Annotated in this window: 14 protein-coding genes; 2 read left to right on the forward strand and 12 right to left on the reverse strand. The window is 68.1% G+C overall.

The window, feature by feature from the left end; all coding sequences use genetic code 11:
- Nucleotides 1-76 precede the first annotated feature (76 nt).
- The 6 genes from VF716_RS18475 to VF716_RS18500 all read right to left on the reverse strand — a co-directional run bounded on the left by VF716_RS18475 (nucleotide 77) and on the right by VF716_RS18500 (nucleotide 6,099).
- Complete coding sequence (locus VF716_RS18475; RefSeq protein ID WP_440552842.1) at nucleotides 77-2,278, reverse strand: xanthine dehydrogenase family protein molybdopterin-binding subunit; 2,202 nt, start codon at nucleotides 2,276-2,278, stop codon at nucleotides 77-79.
- Nucleotides 2,275-3,261 (reverse strand): FAD binding domain-containing protein, encoded by a 987-nt coding sequence (locus VF716_RS18480; protein WP_017245375.1) that lies wholly within the window; start codon nucleotides 3,259-3,261, stop codon nucleotides 2,275-2,277. Before VF716_RS18480 ends, VF716_RS18475 begins: the two co-directional genes overlap by 4 nt.
- A complete protein-coding gene (locus VF716_RS18485) occupies nucleotides 3,258-3,770 on the reverse strand; it encodes a (2Fe-2S)-binding protein (RefSeq protein ID WP_013981825.1) in 513 nt (170 codons plus the stop codon). The genes VF716_RS18480 and VF716_RS18485 overlap by 4 nt, the downstream gene beginning before the upstream one ends.
- A 124-nt stretch (nucleotides 3,771-3,894) precedes the next feature.
- Nucleotides 3,895-4,485, reverse strand: a complete 591-nt coding sequence (locus tag VF716_RS18490) for an NTP transferase domain-containing protein (RefSeq protein WP_037004528.1) — start codon at nucleotides 4,483-4,485, stop codon at nucleotides 3,895-3,897.
- Nucleotides 4,486-4,492: 7 nt separating this feature from the next.
- Nucleotides 4,493-5,467: an XdhC family protein gene (locus tag VF716_RS18495; RefSeq protein ID WP_011912112.1), complete on the reverse strand. Its 975-nt coding sequence runs from the start codon at nucleotides 5,465-5,467 to the stop codon at nucleotides 4,493-4,495.
- 68 nt (nucleotides 5,468-5,535) lie between these two features.
- Nucleotides 5,536-6,099, reverse strand: coding sequence for a DJ-1 family glyoxalase III (locus VF716_RS18500; RefSeq protein WP_017245379.1), 564 nt, complete (start codon nucleotides 6,097-6,099; stop codon nucleotides 5,536-5,538).
- Between the two features lie 130 nt (nucleotides 6,100-6,229).
- Here VF716_RS18500 and VF716_RS18505 point away from each other — a divergent pair, with 130 nt between their 5' ends.
- Nucleotides 6,230-7,525 carry an NCS2 family permease gene (locus VF716_RS18505; protein WP_011912110.1) on the forward strand — a complete coding sequence of 432 codons (1,296 nt, stop codon included), beginning with the start codon at nucleotides 6,230-6,232 and terminating at the stop codon, nucleotides 7,523-7,525.
- Between the two features lie 93 nt (nucleotides 7,526-7,618).
- Nucleotides 7,619-8,707: a tRNA (uridine(54)-C5)-methyltransferase TrmA gene (gene trmA, locus VF716_RS18510; protein WP_192476034.1), complete on the forward strand. Its 1,089-nt coding sequence runs from the start codon at nucleotides 7,619-7,621 to the stop codon at nucleotides 8,705-8,707.
- A gap of 99 nt (nucleotides 8,708-8,806) precedes the next feature.
- Here trmA and VF716_RS18515 read toward each other — a convergent pair whose 3' ends face one another.
- From VF716_RS18515 to VF716_RS18540, 6 genes are all read right to left on the reverse strand, one after another.
- Nucleotides 8,807-10,960, reverse strand: a complete 2,154-nt coding sequence (locus VF716_RS18515; RefSeq protein WP_108241493.1) for an LTA synthase family protein — start codon at nucleotides 10,958-10,960, stop codon at nucleotides 8,807-8,809.
- A 28-nt stretch (nucleotides 10,961-10,988) separates the two neighbouring features.
- Nucleotides 10,989-11,396 (reverse strand): diacylglycerol kinase, encoded by a 408-nt coding sequence (locus VF716_RS18520; RefSeq protein WP_108241492.1) that lies wholly within the window; start codon nucleotides 11,394-11,396, stop codon nucleotides 10,989-10,991.
- Nucleotides 11,386-12,105: a lipopolysaccharide kinase InaA family protein gene (locus VF716_RS18525; RefSeq protein WP_440552843.1), complete on the reverse strand. Its 720-nt coding sequence runs from the start codon at nucleotides 12,103-12,105 to the stop codon at nucleotides 11,386-11,388. Before VF716_RS18525 ends, VF716_RS18520 begins: the two co-directional genes overlap by 11 nt.
- A gap of 2 nt (nucleotides 12,106-12,107) precedes the next feature.
- Entirely contained in the window at nucleotides 12,108-12,785 is a 678-nt protein-coding gene (locus VF716_RS18530; RefSeq protein ID WP_011912105.1) for a class I SAM-dependent methyltransferase, read from the reverse strand.
- A gap of 81 nt (nucleotides 12,786-12,866) precedes the next feature.
- Nucleotides 12,867-14,135 (reverse strand): sensor histidine kinase, encoded by a 1,269-nt coding sequence (locus tag VF716_RS18535; protein ID WP_125842155.1) that lies wholly within the window; start codon nucleotides 14,133-14,135, stop codon nucleotides 12,867-12,869.
- A complete protein-coding gene (locus VF716_RS18540) occupies nucleotides 14,125-14,808 on the reverse strand; it encodes a response regulator transcription factor (protein ID WP_440552844.1) in 684 nt (227 codons plus the stop codon). The genes VF716_RS18535 and VF716_RS18540 overlap by 11 nt, the downstream gene beginning before the upstream one ends.
- Between the last annotated feature and the right edge of the window lie 27 nt (nucleotides 14,809-14,835).

The following is a 14,835-nucleotide window of genomic DNA, read 5'->3' on the forward strand; positions in this document are numbered from 1 at the left end:
CAACTCGTTATCCTCGTGACGACCCAGCAACCTTTTGCCGCAACGGCGGGCCGAAGCCCACCCAGCGCGCCGGCGACTACAGCAGTTTATCCAGGGTAATCGGCAGGTCCCTTACCCGCCTGCCGGTCGCGTTGTAGATCGCATTGGCCACCGCCGCCGCCACACCGACGATACCGATCTCCCCTACTCCCTTCGACCCGAGCTCGTTGACCACCTCGTCGTGTTCCTCGACGAAGATCACCTCGACCTCCGGAATGTCCGCGTTCACCGGGATGTGGTACTCGGCGAGGTTGTGGTTCATGTAGCGGCCGAGCCGGTGGTCGATCAGCGTCTCCTCGTGCAGCGCCTGGCCGATGCCCCAGACCACGCCGCCGACGATCTGGTTGCCGGCCGTCTTCGGGTTGACGATTCGTCCGGCGGCGATCGCACTGACCACGCGGCTGACCTTGATGGTGCCAAGGTCCTCGTCGACGCGCACCTCGACGAACACCGCCGAATGGGTCGCGGTCGCCCAGGCGTCGCGCTTCTCGTCGGGCTTGACGCTGGCTTCGGCGTCCAGCGCCCCGCTGACCTGGACGATGTCGCGCAGCGCCACGGCATGTTCGCCGGTTTTCAGCCGCAGCTGCCCATCGACGAACTCCACCGCGTCCAGACTCGCCCCGGTGAACGGCGAGGCCGGCGACTGCTGCACGGCGTCCAGCAGCTTCTGCCGCAGGCCGGCGCAGGCCCGCTGCACGGCGCTGCCCACCGATGACACGGTGGCCGAACCGCCTTCCAGCGGCGCCTGCGGCAGGCTGGAGTCGCCGAGACGGAATTCCACCTCGCTCATCGGCAGGCCCATCGCGTCGGCGGCGATCTGGGTCATCGCGGTGTAGGTGCCGGTGCCGATGTCGGCGGTGGCGCTGGTTACCAGCAGCCTTCCGTCCGCGTCGAGACAGGCGCGAGCGGAGGCAGGCATCTGCATCGCCTCCCAGACACCGGTGGCCATGCCCATGCCGACCAGCTGATGGCCGTCGCGCAGACTGCGTGGCTGCGTCGGGCGCCGCGACCAGCCGAAACGCTCGGCACCCTGCTGGTAGCAGGCACGCAGCTCCTTGCTGGAATAGCGCTTGCCCTCGTTACCGTTGGTCTCGGTGTAATTGCGCAAGCGCAGCTCCAGCGGATCGATACCGACTTCATACGCCAGCTCGTCCATCGCGCACTCCAGCGCATAGACGCCAATGGTCGCCCCCGGGGCGCGCATGTCCAGCGGGGTATAGACGTCCAGCGGCGCCAGACGGTAGCCGAGGCGCACGTTGTCGCAGGCGTAGAGCATGCCGGACCACTCCACCTCATGTTCGGTGAAGTCCTCGAAGCGCGAGGTCTGGCCGATGGCCCTGTGCTCGATGGCCTGCAACCGCCCTTCGCCATCGGCGGCGAGCTTGAGCTGCTGGACGGTCCGCGGGCGATAGCCGAAGGTGAACATCTGCTGGCGAGTCAGCTCGACGCGCACCGCGGCCTTGAGCTTGAGCGCGGCCATTACTGCCAGCGGCAGCTGGTACTGCGGGCGCAGGCCGGAGCCGAAGGCACCGCCGACGAAGGGTGACAGCACGCGGATCTTGCCCTCCATGTCGAACACCTGCTCCAGGTAGCGCTGGCAGTTCTGCACGCCCTGGGTCTTGTCGTAGATCAGCAGCTCCCCGCCCGGCAGGTACTGGACGATGGAAGCATGCGGCTCCATGGGGTTGTGGTGTTCCACCGGGGTCTCGTACTCACGGTCGATGCGATTTGCCGCCGCCGCGAACGCCGAGTCGAAATCACCACGCGGCTCGGGCAATTCCGCAGGTGCGTCATGGGCTTGCTCGCGTACCGCCTGCAGATCGGTCTGGTGCGTCTCGGCGTCGTACTCGACGCGCACCAGGCTCGCCGCATGGCGCGCCAGGGCCTGGGTCTCGGCCACCACCAGCGCCAGAGGCTGGCCGCTGTAGAGCACACGGTCGTTGTACAGCGGGCGGAACGGCGAGCCTTCGGCGGCATCGTCGTCCTCGTAGGGCTCGTCGTAGCTGGCCACCGGCGGTCGGTTCTGATGGGTCAGCACCAGGCGCACGCCGGGCAATGCCTCGGCCGCGGCGGCATCGATGCGCGTGACTCGGCCACGGGCGATACGGCTCGAGACCACCGCGCCGTAGAGCAGCCCCGGCACCTCGGCTTCGGCGGCATAGCAGGCCTTGCCGGTGACCTTGAGCGGGCCGTCGACGCGGTCCAGCGGCTTGCCGAGTGGAGAGTTGGCGCTGTTCATCGGACGGTTCCTCCGGCGGCTTCGGTGAGCGCGCGCACGATGGCGCGATGGGCCAGGTCGATCTTGAAGGCATTGTCGGCAAGCGGTTGCGCACCTTGCAGCAGGCGATCGGCCGCCGCAGCGAACCTCGCCGGCTCGGCGCGCTGACCACTGAGCAGGTCTTCGGCTTCCTCCAGGCGCCAGGGTTTGTGGGCCACGCCGCCCAGGGCGATGCGTGCGCGACGGATGACGTCGCCATCAACCTCCAGCGCGGCGGCAACGGAGACCAGCGCGAAAGCGTAGGACGCGCGGTCACGCACCTTGAGGTAGGCGCAGTGGCTGGCGAAGCCCTCCACCGGCAGTTCGACGGCGGTGATCAGCTCGCCTTCGGTGAGCACGTTGTCCAGCTGCGGCTGGTCGCCGGGCAGGCGGTGAAAGTCCACCAGGTCGACACGCCGCTGGCCATGCGGCCCTTCGATGTGCACCCGCGCGTCCAGCGCCGCCAGCGCGACGCACATGTCCGAGGGATGCACGGCGACGCACGCCTCGCTGGCACCGAGGATGGCGTGGATGCGGTTGCGCCCGTCGCGTGCGCCGCAGCCGGACCCCGGCTCGCGCTTGTTGCACGGGGTGGCGGTGTCATAGAAGTAGTAGCAGCGGGTGCGCTGCAGCAGATTACCGCCGGTGCTGGCCATGTTGCGCAGCTGGGGCGATGCCCCGGCAAGAATGGCCTTGCTCAGCAGCGGGTAGCGCTGCTCGATCTGCGGGTGCCAGGCCAGGTCGGCGTTGCTCACCAGAGCACCGATGCGCAGGCCACCCTCGGCTGTCTGTTCGATCTCACGCAGCGGCAGGCCGTTGATGTCGATCAGCTGGCCCGGATGCAGCACGTTTTCCTTCATCAGGTCGAGCAGGTTGGTGCCACCGGCGATATAGCGGCTGTCCGGCCCGTGCAGGGCGATGGCCTGGTCGATACGTTCGGGGCGCTGGTAGCTGAACGGCGTCATTGCGCACCCTCCTGGCCACGTAGCACCGGCAGTGCCTCCTCGATGGCGGCGAGGATGTTCGGATAGGCGCCGCAGCGGCAGAGGTTGCCGCTCATGTGTTCGCGGATCTCGTCGCGGCTGCTGGCGCGGTGCTCGGCCGCGAGCCCGGCCGCCGAGCAGATCTGCCCCGGCGTGCAATAACCACACTGGAAGGCATCGTGCTTGACGAAGGCGGCCTGCAGCGGGTGCAGCGCCTCGGTGCTGGCCAGGCCCTCGATGGTGGTCAGACGCGCGCCGTCGTGCATCACCGCCAGGGTCAGGCAACTGTTGATGCGCCGCCCGTCGAGCAGCACCGTGCAGGCGCCGCACTGGCCGTGATCGCAGCCTTTCTTGGTGCCGGTCAGGCCGAGCTGGTCGCGCAGCAGGTCGAGCAAGGTGGTCCAGGGTTGCACCTGGAGCTCACGGCGTTCGCCGTTCAGCTCCAGGCTGATGGTGCAGGTCTGGCCTGCAGCTGAAGAATGTTCGCTCATGGCAGCCTCACGGTTTGGGCATTGGTGTGCGCTGTCCGTGCGTCTTGGGGTACGACTGGCGTGGCGCCGAAATCGTTCAGCTCCCTGAGCAGGGGCCGGAGCATCGCCGTGCAGGCTTATCGGATCAGCACCGCCGGCGATCGTCCGGGTGGTCGATGTCCTGCAACACGCCGGGGTCGTCCACCTCCAGCTGCTGCACGGCATGCCGGGCGAACAGCGCCTGGGCACCGCGATCGCCATCGAGCTGCAGCAACCGTTCGCGATAAGCGCCACCAATCCCGCGCGGATGGCCGGGCTGCCCCTGATGGACAGGCACCACCAGATTGTCGTGGTCGATCGCCGCGACGATGGCCCGCAGGGTCGCTGGCTGGACATAGGGCATGTCGCCCAGCGCCACCAGCCAGCCGCGGGCCGCCGGTGCATGGGCGACCGCCTGGGCCAGGCTATGACCGAGGCCACGGGTCTCCACCAGCAGCCGCTCGCAGTCCTCGGCATGGGCGCGAAGCCAGTCGTGCAGCGGACCATTGTCGGCGCGGGTCACCACCAGCAGCCGCTCGGCGACGCCGCGCAGGTTCGCCAGCGTGGCGGCGAGCACCGGCGGCGCCGGCGCATCGCTGAGGCTCGGCGCCAGTAGCTTGTCCGCACCACCGGCCGCGCGGTAACGGCTGCCCTGCCCGGCGGCGAGCACGATGGCGCAGACACCGGCACCAGGCACCCTGCGCTCAGGCACAGCGCTGCTGCGCCGACAGGCTCGGCGCCAGGGCGCCATTCTTCAGCGCCACCACCTCGGCCATCAGCGACAGGGCGATTTCCGCCGGCGTGCGGCTGCCGATGGGCAGCCCGATGGGGCCGTGCAGGCGCTGCACCTGGCGCTCGCCAAGGCCCAGCGAGAGCAGGCGCGCCTTGCGCTTCTCGCTATTGACCCGCGAGCCCAGGGCGCCGACGTAGAAGGCTTCGGACTGCAGCGCGGTGAGCAGCGCCATGTCGTCCAGCCGCGGGTCGTGGGTCAGCGCGACGATGGCGGTGTGCGCATCCGGCTCGATGGCCAGCACGGCGTCGTCCGGCATGCCGGGCACGAAGCGCACGGCGGCCGGATTCCAGTCGTGGGCATAGCCTTCGCGTGGGTCACAGATCAGCACCTCGAAGCCGAGGCCGTGAGCCAGGTCGGCGACATAGCGCGACAGCTGCCCGGCGCCGATCATCAGCAGGCGCCAGGCGGGGCCAAATGGGGCGCGCAGGGTATGCCCGTCGAACTGCAGCACAGCCTCACGCCCGGCGGGCTGCAGGACGACCGCGCCGCTGGCCATGTCCAGCCGGCGCAGCAGCCGCTCGTGTGCGGCACAGCGCGACAGCAGCTCGTCGATCCAGCCGGCATCGCGCAATGGCTCCTGCAGCAGGCGCAGGGTGCCACCGCAGGGCAGGCCGAAACGCGCGGATTCTTCCTTGCTCACGCCATAGGTGATCAGCTGGCAGGTCGACGGTGGCTCATCGGCCATGACCCGGGCGAGCAGGTCGTCCTCGACGCAGCCACCGGACACCGAGCCCTCGACACGGCCGTCGCCGCGCAGCGCCAGCAGCGAGCCCACCGGGCGCGGCGCGCTGCCCCAGGTTTCGATCACCGTGTAGAGCACCACCGCGTGACCGTCACGCAACCAGTCGCGGGCACGCCGCAGCACTGCCAGATCGACACTGTCCATCGTTCTCCTCGAATTCACTGTTTGCACCGGCTGGCCGGCATGCAAGCAGTGACCGATGGGCTGCGTGGTTAGTTCGTCGCCGGCACCAGCATGGCGTCGGCCACCTCGCGCCGCTTGCCCCGTCCGGCCAGGCGCTCCACCAGGGTCAGGGCGAATTCCAGGGCGGTCGCTGGGCCCTGGCTGGTGATGCAGTTGCCGTCCACCACCACCGGCTGGTCGAGGAAATGCGTGCCGGTGAGGTTGTCGCTCATGCCCGGGTAGCAGGTCACCTGGCGGCCCTTGAGCACGCCGTAGGGGTGCAGCGCCACCGCCGGCGCGGCGCAGATCGCCGCGTAGTCCAGTCCGGCGCGGGCCTGCTGGCGTACGCGCTCGGCCAGTGGCTCCAGCTCGCCGAGGGTCTTCGCGCCGGGCATGCCGCCGGGCAGCACGATGAGGTCGAAGTCCTGCGCCAGCACGTCGAGCAGCATGGTGTCGGCAGTGATCCGGGTGCCGCGCGCACAGGTCAGCATGCGCCGTTCCTCGACGCTGGCCACCACCACGTCGAACTCGGCACGGCGCAGCACGTCGATCAGGGTGACGGCCTCCAGGTCTTCGGAACCGTCGGCGATCGGAATCAGGACACGTTTGCTCATGGCGTTCACCTGCTCAATGGAAATTCAACCGCGCTGCCGGCCGGTGTAAGATGCCCGGCTTTTGCGACGACAGGCCAGCCGCCCGCCAGAGGCGACGGCCCCACACTTAACCGGCACAAGAGGATCGACCATGCTGGAAAAGCTGTTTCAACTCAAGGCGCACAACACCACGCTGCGCACCGAGATCCTGGCCGGCATCACCACCTTCCTGACGATGGCCTACATCCTCTTCGTCAACCCGAGCATCCTCGCCGAGACCGGCATGGACCACGGCGCGGTGTTCGTCGCCACCTGCCTGGCGGCAGCCATCGGCTCGGCGATCATGGGTCTGGTCGCCAACTACCCGATCGCGCTGGCACCGGGCATGGGCCTGAACGCATTCTTCACCTACACCGTGGTGCTGACCATGGGTTACACCTGGCAGACCGCGCTGGGTGCGGTGTTCCTCTCCGGCCTGATCTTCTTCGGGCTGTCGATCTTCAAGATCCGTGAATGGATCATCCACAGCATTCCGCTCGCCCTGCGCGCCGGCATTGCCGCCGGTATCGGCCTGTTCCTGGCGATCATCGCCCTGAAGAACGCCGGCATCGTGGTGGACAACCCGGCCACCCTGGTCGGCCTCGGCGACCTCAGCGCCGGCGGCCCGCTGCTGGCGTGCCTGGGCTTCTTTCTGATCGCCGCGCTGGCCTACCGCAAGGTCACCGGTGCGGTGATGATCGGCATCCTGGTGGTCACCGGCCTGTCGATCCTGCTCGGCCTGTCGCAGCTCAACGGCGTGGTGTCGATGCCGCCGTCGCTGGCGCCGACCTTCATGCAGCTGGACATCATGGGCGCGCTGGATATCGGCCTGATCAGCGTGATCTTCGCCTTCCTCTTCGTCGACCTGTTCGACACTTCCGGCACCCTGATCGGCGTGGCGCAGAAAGCCGAGCTGCTGGACAAAGACGGCAAGATGCCGCGCCTGGGCCGCGCCCTGCTCGCCGACAGCACCGCCACCATGGCCGGCGCGGCGCTGGGCACCTCGACCACCACCAGCTACATCGAATCCGCCGCCGGTACCGCTGCCGGTGGCCGCACCGGCCTGACCGCCTGCGTGGTCGCCCTGCTGTTCCTGCTCAGCCTGTTCTTCGCCCCGCTGGCCGGCGCCGTGCCGGCCTATGCCACCGCCCCGGCGCTGCTGTTTGTCGCCGTGCTGATGATGAGCAGCCTGGCCGGGATCGACTGGGACGACCTCACCGTCGCCGCGCCGGTGGCCATCGCCGCGCTGGCCATGCCGCTGACCTTCTCCATCGCCAACGGCATTGCGTTCGGCTTCATCGCCTGGACCGCCATCAAGCTGCTGGCCGGCCGCTGGCGCGAGCTGAGCCCGGCGATGTGGGTGCTCTCGGCACTGTTCGTGGTCAAGCTGGGCTGGTTTACCGGCTGATCAGACCGTACACGTTCGCGGCCGCTCCCCCACTGTCCGCCCGGAAGTGGGCTTGGCCGCGAAGCTCCTGAAACCTCTGCACGAAGCCCTGCCATGCCGCTGCCCCAGCTCGACCCCGCCCAATACGACGCCCAACTCGCCGAAAAAGCCGCCCGGCTGGAGGAGCTGCTGGCACCGTTCGATGCACCGGCAGCGGAAGTCTTCGATTCGCCGCGCGAGCATTACCGCCTGCGTGCCGAGTTCCGCCTGTGGCGCGAAGACGGCCAGCGCCATTACGCGATGTTCGAGCAGGGCGACAAGCACAAGGCGATCCTGATTGACGACTTCCCTATCGCCAGCCGCCGCATCAACGAGCTGATGCCGCAACTGAAGGCCGCCTGGCAGGCCTCGGAAGTACTCAGCTTCAAACTGTTCCAGGTGGAATTTCTCACCACCCTGAGCGGCGATGCGCTGATCACCCTCGCCTACCACCGCCCATTGGACGAGGCCTGGCAGGCCGAAGCCGAGCAGCTCGCCGCAGGCCTCGGCGTCAGCCTGGTCGGCCGCTCCAAGGGCAAGCGCATCGTCATCGGGCGCGATTACGTGGAAGAACAGCTGGTGGTCGCCGGCCGCAGCTTCCGCTACCGCCAGCCGGAAGGCGCCTTCACCCAGCCCAACGGCGAGGTCTGCCAGAAGATGCTGAACTGGGCGTACGAGGCGCTCGGCGAACGCGATGACGACCTGCTGGAGCTGTACTGCGGCAACGGCAACTTCACCCTGCCGCTGGCCACCCGCGTGCGCCGCGTACTGGCCACCGAGATCAGCAAGACCTCGGTCAACGCTGCGCTGGCCAACATCGAAGACAACGGCCTCGATAACATCGAACTGGTGCGCCTCTCCGCCGAAGAACTGACCCAGGCGCTGAACGAGGTGCGCCCGTTCCGCCGCCTGGCCGGGATCGACCTGAAGAGCTACAGCTTCGGCAGCGTCTTCGTCGACCCGCCACGCGCCGGCATGGACCCGGACACCTGCGAACTGACCCGTCGCTTCGAGCGCATCCTCTACATCTCCTGCAATCCGGAGACCCTGGCGCAGAACATCGCCCAGCTCGCCGATACCCATCGCATCGAGCGCTGCGCGCTGTTCGACCAGTTCCCCTACACCCACCACATGGAAGCCGGGGTGCTGCTGGTTCGCCGCTGAGGCAGCAGCGCACTCGCCAGCCCCGGCACACCACTTGCTGCTCGGCGCTTCGCGGGCGCGGCCTGGCCGCGCGGGCGAGCGCTCGGCGCACTTGAGCCCTCAGCCCTCGCGGGGGCCGCGCTGGCCCTTCGGCGCAATCGGTGGTTCACCGTCGGCGGCAGCGCGCGCCAGCGTTTCTCCGGTTGCCGTCTCCTTCCGCTCACGATCGCCCGCGGTGTTGGCCAGCAGGCTGCCGGTGGCCACCTGCAGATAGGCCTGCAGCTGGCGCAGCATCGACGCCGCGTTGTCGGCATCCTCGATCCGCTGGGCGCTGGCATCGGCACCGAGGCGATACCGGTACAGGCGCGGCTCGAGGTCCTTGGGCTGTACCAGGATCTGCTCGCCGCGGATCATCGCCACGGTCTGGTCGCTGCCCGAGGGCTTGATGATGCCGAAGCCCGGGTCACGTTCATCCAGTGCCAGCAGGTCGCGACCCCAGCACTGATGGCGCACCTCGCCCCCGAGGCGGCCCATGATGGTCGGCACCACGTCGACCTGGGTACCCACCACTTCGCGCCGGCTGCCGAACTGCTCGGTAATGCCCGGAGCGATCAGCAGCAGCGGCACGTGGAAGCGGAACAGATCCATCTCGGTGAGCTGTTCCGGCGCGCCGAAGCCATGGTCGCCGACCACCACGAACAGGGTGTCCTTGTACCAGGGCTGGCGCTTGGCCTGCTCGAAGAAGCGGCCCAGCGCCCAGTCGGAATAGCGCATGGCGGTCAGGTGCGCATCCTGCGAGCCATGGCCGGTGACCGCCGGCACCGGCAGCGGGTCCGGCAGCGCATAGGGTGTGTGGTTGGACAGCGTCTGCAGCAGTGCATAGAAGGGCTCGCCCGGTGCCAGCGCGCCGAGCTCCTGCACGGCGCGGTCGAACATGTCCTGGTCGGAGACGCCCCAGGTCGGGTCGGCCACTACCGGGTCGACGTAGTCGTTGCGCCCGACGAAACGGGTCATGCCCTGGTTGCCGAAGAAGCCGGCCTGGTTGTCCCAGGCGAAATCGCCGTTGTAGACGTAGACGTCATTGAACGCCCGGGCGCTGAGCAGCTGCGGTAGCCCGGAGAAGCGGTTGCCGCCCTCCGGTGACTGCATCAGGTACTCGAACCCCGGCAGATTGGGAAAGCACGCCATGCTGGCGAACATGCCCTGGTGGGTGTGGGTGCCGTTGGCGAAGAAGCGCTCGAACAGCAGGCCCTCACCGGCCAGGCGGTCGAAGTGGGGTGTGATGCCGTCGCGGCTGCCCAGCGCGCCGACATAGCGCCCGGCGAAACTCTCCATCAGGATGACCACCACGTTACGCACCGGCAGGCGCCCGGCCTCCGGCGCCCGATAGTCGCGGCGCACAGCGGCCAGCTCCGGGTCGGCCAGCTGGTCGTTGCCGGTCAACAGCAGCTCGCGGGTAACCGCCAGGGCCTCGTCCTCGGGCAGCACGGCTTCCCAGGCGTTGTCGCGATGATCGGAATAGCGGTTCTTCGCCGCCTCGTAGAGGGTCAGCGCCGGGTTCAGGCCGAGCTGGTTGATGAACACCGAGTCGGTGGTGAAGGCATCGCCCCAGCGTAGCGGCGGGCCCTGACGCAGGGTGCCGCGAGCGGCGACCACGCTGATTAGGACCAGCACCAGCAGCGTGGCGCCACGCCAGTGCCAGGCCAGCGGCGGACGAGTTGGCGAGCGGCGCATTTGGCTGACGCCGCGCGGCCGGCAGCGACCGTCGAGCCAGCGGAGCAGCAGCGCCCAGACCAGCGTCAGCCCGCCCCAGACGCTCAACAACGTGACCACCGGAAAGCCGTGCCAGAGCATGCTCAACACCGTGGCCGGGTCCTCGCCGAGGTATTGGAAGACCAGCGCATTCAGCCGCTGATGAAACTCCTGATAGAAGTTCAGCTCGATCACGCCGAGCAGGATCGCCAGACTGGCGCAGGTGGTAAGCCAGATTCGCTGCAGCCCGCGCGCGGCCATTGCGTGTGGGCTAAGCACCGCCAACGACAGCGGCACGAAGATATAGACCAGCACGCGCAGGTCGAAACGCAGGCCGTTGCCGAAGCCTTCGAGCAGGATCGCCAGCGAGGCATCACCAAGCAGCTCGCGGTTGAACAGCAGCAGTGCCAGGCGCAGCAGGGCCAACAGCGTCAGCAGTGCGAGCGCACTGCCAGCCATGAACAGCAGGTGGTGGCGTAGTCCGGGCTGGACAGCCTGCGCGCGGGCGGTTGCGTCGGTCATGGGAAAGTCCTGGGTAAATGGAAGAAATTCAGAGGAGGATCACCGCCCAGATCAGCGCGATCAGCAGCATGGTCAGCATCTGCGCCGCGCTGCCCATGTCCTTGGCGCGCTTGGACAGCGGGTGCAGCTCCAGCGAAATGCGGTCGACGGTGGCCTCGATGGCCGAATTGAGCAGCTCGACGATGGGCGCCAACAGCACCACGGCGATCAGCACGGCGCGCTCGACCCGACTGACCTCGAGCAGGAATGCCAGCGGCATCAGCAGCAGGCAGAGCAGCACCACCTGGCGGAACGCCGCTTCACCGCGGTAGGCGGCCCGCAGGCCGGCCAGCGAATAGCCCCCGGCGAGCCACAGCCGCATCAGGCCGCTGCGCCCCTTGAGCGCCGCGCCATCGGCCACTGTGCTGCCGCTTTCGGATGAGCATTCAGGCGACATCGCAGCGCACCTCGCGATAGCCGGCATGGGCGGTCAGCAGCCGTTGCCAGTCCGGTTCGCTCATGGCCGCGCAATGACGCCTGAGCTGGCGCAGGTCATGCCGGGCGGCGGCGTGACGGCGCAGCCGACGCCGGCTCTTTTCCAGATCGAGCAGGCCCACCTCGACCTGCGCTCCATCGTCTTGGCCATGGACCCTGAGGAAAATGTGCTTGGGGTAACAGCAACCATGCTGCCAACGCGCGTGGTGGAGACGCCCGAGGGTGCGGCCGACCGCATCCAGCATGCGTGCCTGCACGACGCTGCCGTAGTAGCCCGGCATGCCCTCGTCGTACCAGTCCTCCAGGCTGACGAAGCCCTGCAGTTCGGCCGTTACCAGCAGGGCCTGCCACTGCCCTGCCTGCTGCCGCGTACCGCAGTAGATCAGCTCCGGCACGCGCACCCCGAGATCACGCAGGGCCTGCAGCGCGTGGCACTCGCGCAGCACCGTGGGCCGGCCGAACGGATGCAGCGGCGAGCGGTACAGATGGCCGATCTGGCGCTTGCAGTAGAGCAACGGCTGCTGCAGATCGCGCGGGCGAATCCGCTGCACGCCGCTTTCGCCGGCGCGTCGCCGGTTGGGCTCCTCGACCCACTCGCCACGCATGTCCCACCAGCGCTGAAAGGTGCTGGTCCGCGCCTCGCGGGCCGGCAGTACGAAGGCTCGGCTCATGCTCAACCCCGCTTGCGCAGTACGTAGACCCGCCACATGGCGTAGCCCGGGAGGAAATCGCTGCGGTCGAGGATGTCGAAACCGGCCTCGGCGAACTCCGCCTCGATCACCGAACGGGCGACCACGAAGCGGTTCTGGTTGTCCTTGGCCGGCCGCCGACGCTCCAGGCGCCTGCGCTTCCAGGCCTTGTAGTTGCCGTCCACCCACAGCGAGACGATCAGCGTGTCGCGCGTGACGCGGTGGAATTCGCGCAGCATCGCCAGGCGATGCGCCGGGTCGGCGATGTGATGCAGCAGGCGCATGCAGAAGATGCTGTCCACCGCGTTGTCGCCCATGTCGATGGCGAAGGCCGAGGTCTGGAAGGTCTCCACCCGCTTGACCACCTCCAGCGGCTGCGCGGCCTCGGCGATGGCCAGCATGTCGGCGGAATTGTCCGCGGCGAAGATCATCCGGCTCGGGTGCTCGGCCAAAAGGGGCCAGAAGCGCCCGGCCCCACAGGGCAGATCGAGGACCAGATCGGGCTCGCCGGCGATTTTCAGCGCGCGTCGCGCCATCTGCTCGTCACGCCAATGCGACAGCCGTCGGGCGAGGCCGTCCTGGTGCTTGTGCAGGTATTCGTAGGCGTGCTGGCGGTCGTACTTGCGCGAGAACTCAAGTTCGATGGGGCTCGATGTCGGCATGTCGGGCACTCCGGGGGAAGACGGAGCGCCAAACTAACCGGCCGGACATCAACGGGTTGTCAAAGAGATGTGAAAAAAACGTCAAGACGCCAGGCGGACGGCAAAGCAGCTGCCGCAGGGTTCGCGGCCATGCACTTCGACCGCCCAGCCCTGGTGCGCACAGATTCGCCGCACCAGCGACAGCCCCAGGCCGAGCCCTTCGCCGCGCCCCTCGGCACCCCGCACGAAGGGCTGGAACATGCGCTCCTGCTGATCTACCGGAATCCCCACGCCGGTGTCTTCGACGCGGAAGCCGCCGTGCTCGAGCACCAGCCGCACCTGCCCGTGCTCGGTGTAGTGCAAGGCGTTGCGCAGCAGGTTGGACATCACCGTGCCGAGCAGCGTGTGGTTATAGGTCTGCTGGTCATCGCCTTCGCGCACCACCTCGAACGCCAGTCCCTTTTCCCGCATCGGTGGCCCCCAGCGCTCGCTCTGCTCGCGGGCCACGTCAGCCAGGCCGGCGCTACCACCGAAGACCTCCTGCTGATCGGGTCTGGCCCGCGCCAGCAACAGGAAGGTGTCGACCAGCGCCTGCATCTCCTCGGCCGCGCGCTGGATGCGCTCGGCCTGGCGCCGCGAGCGCTCGGGCAGGTCGCCGGCGAGCAGCAGCTCGCAGGCGCCGAGCACCACCATCAGCGGCGTGCGCAGCTCGTGGCTGACGTCGGCGGTGAACAGCCGCTCGCGCTCCAGCGTCTGGCGCAGCTGGCCGAGGGTGCTGTCGAACGCAGCCGCCAGATGGCCCACCTCGTCATCCACATACTGCAGCGCCAGCGGCGGTGCCAGCGGATGCAGCTGGTCGCGGTGGCGTACCTGATTGGCCAGCCGGCTGACCGGGGCCATCACCTTGTGCGCCATCAGCCGGCCGAGCAGCCAGGCGCCCAGCACGCTCAGCAGGAAGCCGGCGAGCACTGTCTTGAACAGAGCGTTCTCGCGCTCCTCGAACTCGTTCTGGTCTTCCATCAGCACGTAGCGCTCGCCGTCCAGGTCGCGAACGTAGACGTAGTAGGCCTCGTCGCCGCGGACCACCTCGGTGAAGCCCTCGGGCAGCGTCGCGAAGCCTTCGGGCAGCGGATAGTCCGGCAGCGCGGTGCTGAAGAAGCGTGTCTGGGCGTCGAGGCGCGGTGGGCGTCCGCTGGGCAGGTCCTCGTGCAACACGATATCCAGCTCGCGACTCAGCTCCCCGGTCACCAGCTGTGACTCGACGAAGTAGACCACCGCGACGATCCCCAGCGAGAACACGCCGCTGACCACCAGGGTCATCAGCGTGAAGGCAATGACGATGCGTCGGGCGAAAGGCTGCTTAGCGAGCATCGCTCTGCTCCGCCAGGCGGAAGCCGACGCCATGCACCGTGTGCAGCAGCGGCCGCTCGAAGGGTTTGTCCAGCGCCTGGCGCAGCTGGTGGATGTGGCTGCGCAGGCTGTCGCTGTCGGGCACGTTGTCGCCCCATAGGGCTTCCTCGAGCGCCTCGCGCCGCACCACCGCCGGGCTGCGCTGCATGAGGATGGCGAGCAGCTTGTGGCCGATGGGGTTGAGCCGGATCGGCACACCGCCGCGGCTCACCGCCAGGGTGTCGAGGTCATAGACGAGGTCGCCGACCTGCAGCTGCCGGCGCCGGGAACCCTGACTGCGGCGCAGCACCGCTTCGATGCGGGCGACCAGCTCGGACAGGGCGAAGGGCTTGATCAGGTAGTCGTCGGCGCCAGCCTCGAGCCCTTTGATGCGATCGGGCAGCGCATCGCGGGCGGTGAGCATGATGATCGGCGTGTCGCGCCGCGCATCGTCGCGCAGGCGCTGGCACACCTGATAGCCATCGATGCCGGGCAGCATGATGTCCAGCACGATGAGGTCGTATTCCTGGGTCGCGGCCAGGTGCAGGCCACTCAGCCCGTCCTGCGCACAGTCCACCAGGTAGCCCTTGAGCTCGAGGTAGTCGAGCACGTTGGCCAGGATGTCACGGTTGTCTTCAATGACCAGGATGCGCATATCGATTCACGGCTATGACGTTTTTTT

The sequence above is a fragment of the Stutzerimonas sp. Brlt_14 genome (genome assembly GCF_051948915.1).
Taxonomy (GTDB): Bacteria; Pseudomonadota; Gammaproteobacteria; order Pseudomonadales; family Pseudomonadaceae; genus Stutzerimonas; species Stutzerimonas stutzeri.

Bases quoted from the DNA above. Each gene is read 5' to 3' on its own strand.
- VF716_RS18485 (WP_013981825.1), bottom strand. From the start codon at position 3,770: ATGAGCGAACATTCTTCAGCTGCAGGCCAGACCTGCACCATCAGCCTG.
- VF716_RS18500 (WP_017245379.1), bottom strand. From the start codon at position 6,099: ATGAGCAAACGTGTCCTGATTCCGATCGCCGACGGTTCCGAAGACCTG.
- VF716_RS18525 (WP_440552843.1), bottom strand. From the start codon at position 12,105: ATGAGCCGAGCCTTCGTACTGCCGGCCCGCGAGGCGCGGACCAGCACC.
- VF716_RS18540 (WP_440552844.1), bottom strand. From the start codon at position 14,808: ATGCGCATCCTGGTCATTGAAGACAACCGTGACATCCTGGCCAACGTG.
- VF716_RS18535 (WP_125842155.1), bottom strand. From the start codon at position 14,135: ATGCTCGCTAAGCAGCCTTTCGCCCGACGCATCGTCATTGCCTTCACG.
- VF716_RS18480 (WP_017245375.1), bottom strand. From the start codon at position 3,261: ATGACGCCGTTCAGCTACCAGCGCCCCGAACGTATCGACCAGGCCATC.
- VF716_RS18505 (WP_011912110.1), top strand. From the start codon at position 6,230: ATGCTGGAAAAGCTGTTTCAACTCAAGGCGCACAACACCACGCTGCGC.
- VF716_RS18520 (WP_108241492.1), bottom strand. From the start codon at position 11,396: ATGTCGCCTGAATGCTCATCCGAAAGCGGCAGCACAGTGGCCGATGGC.
- VF716_RS18530 (WP_011912105.1), bottom strand. From the start codon at position 12,785: ATGCCGACATCGAGCCCCATCGAACTTGAGTTCTCGCGCAAGTACGAC.
- VF716_RS18515 (WP_108241493.1), bottom strand. From the start codon at position 10,960: ATGACCGACGCAACCGCCCGCGCGCAGGCTGTCCAGCCCGGACTACGC.
- trmA (WP_192476034.1), top strand. From the start codon at position 7,619: ATGCCGCTGCCCCAGCTCGACCCCGCCCAATACGACGCCCAACTCGCC.
- VF716_RS18495 (WP_011912112.1), bottom strand. From the start codon at position 5,467: ATGGACAGTGTCGATCTGGCAGTGCTGCGGCGTGCCCGCGACTGGTTG.
- VF716_RS18475 (WP_440552842.1), bottom strand. From the start codon at position 2,278: ATGAACAGCGCCAACTCTCCACTCGGCAAGCCGCTGGACCGCGTCGAC.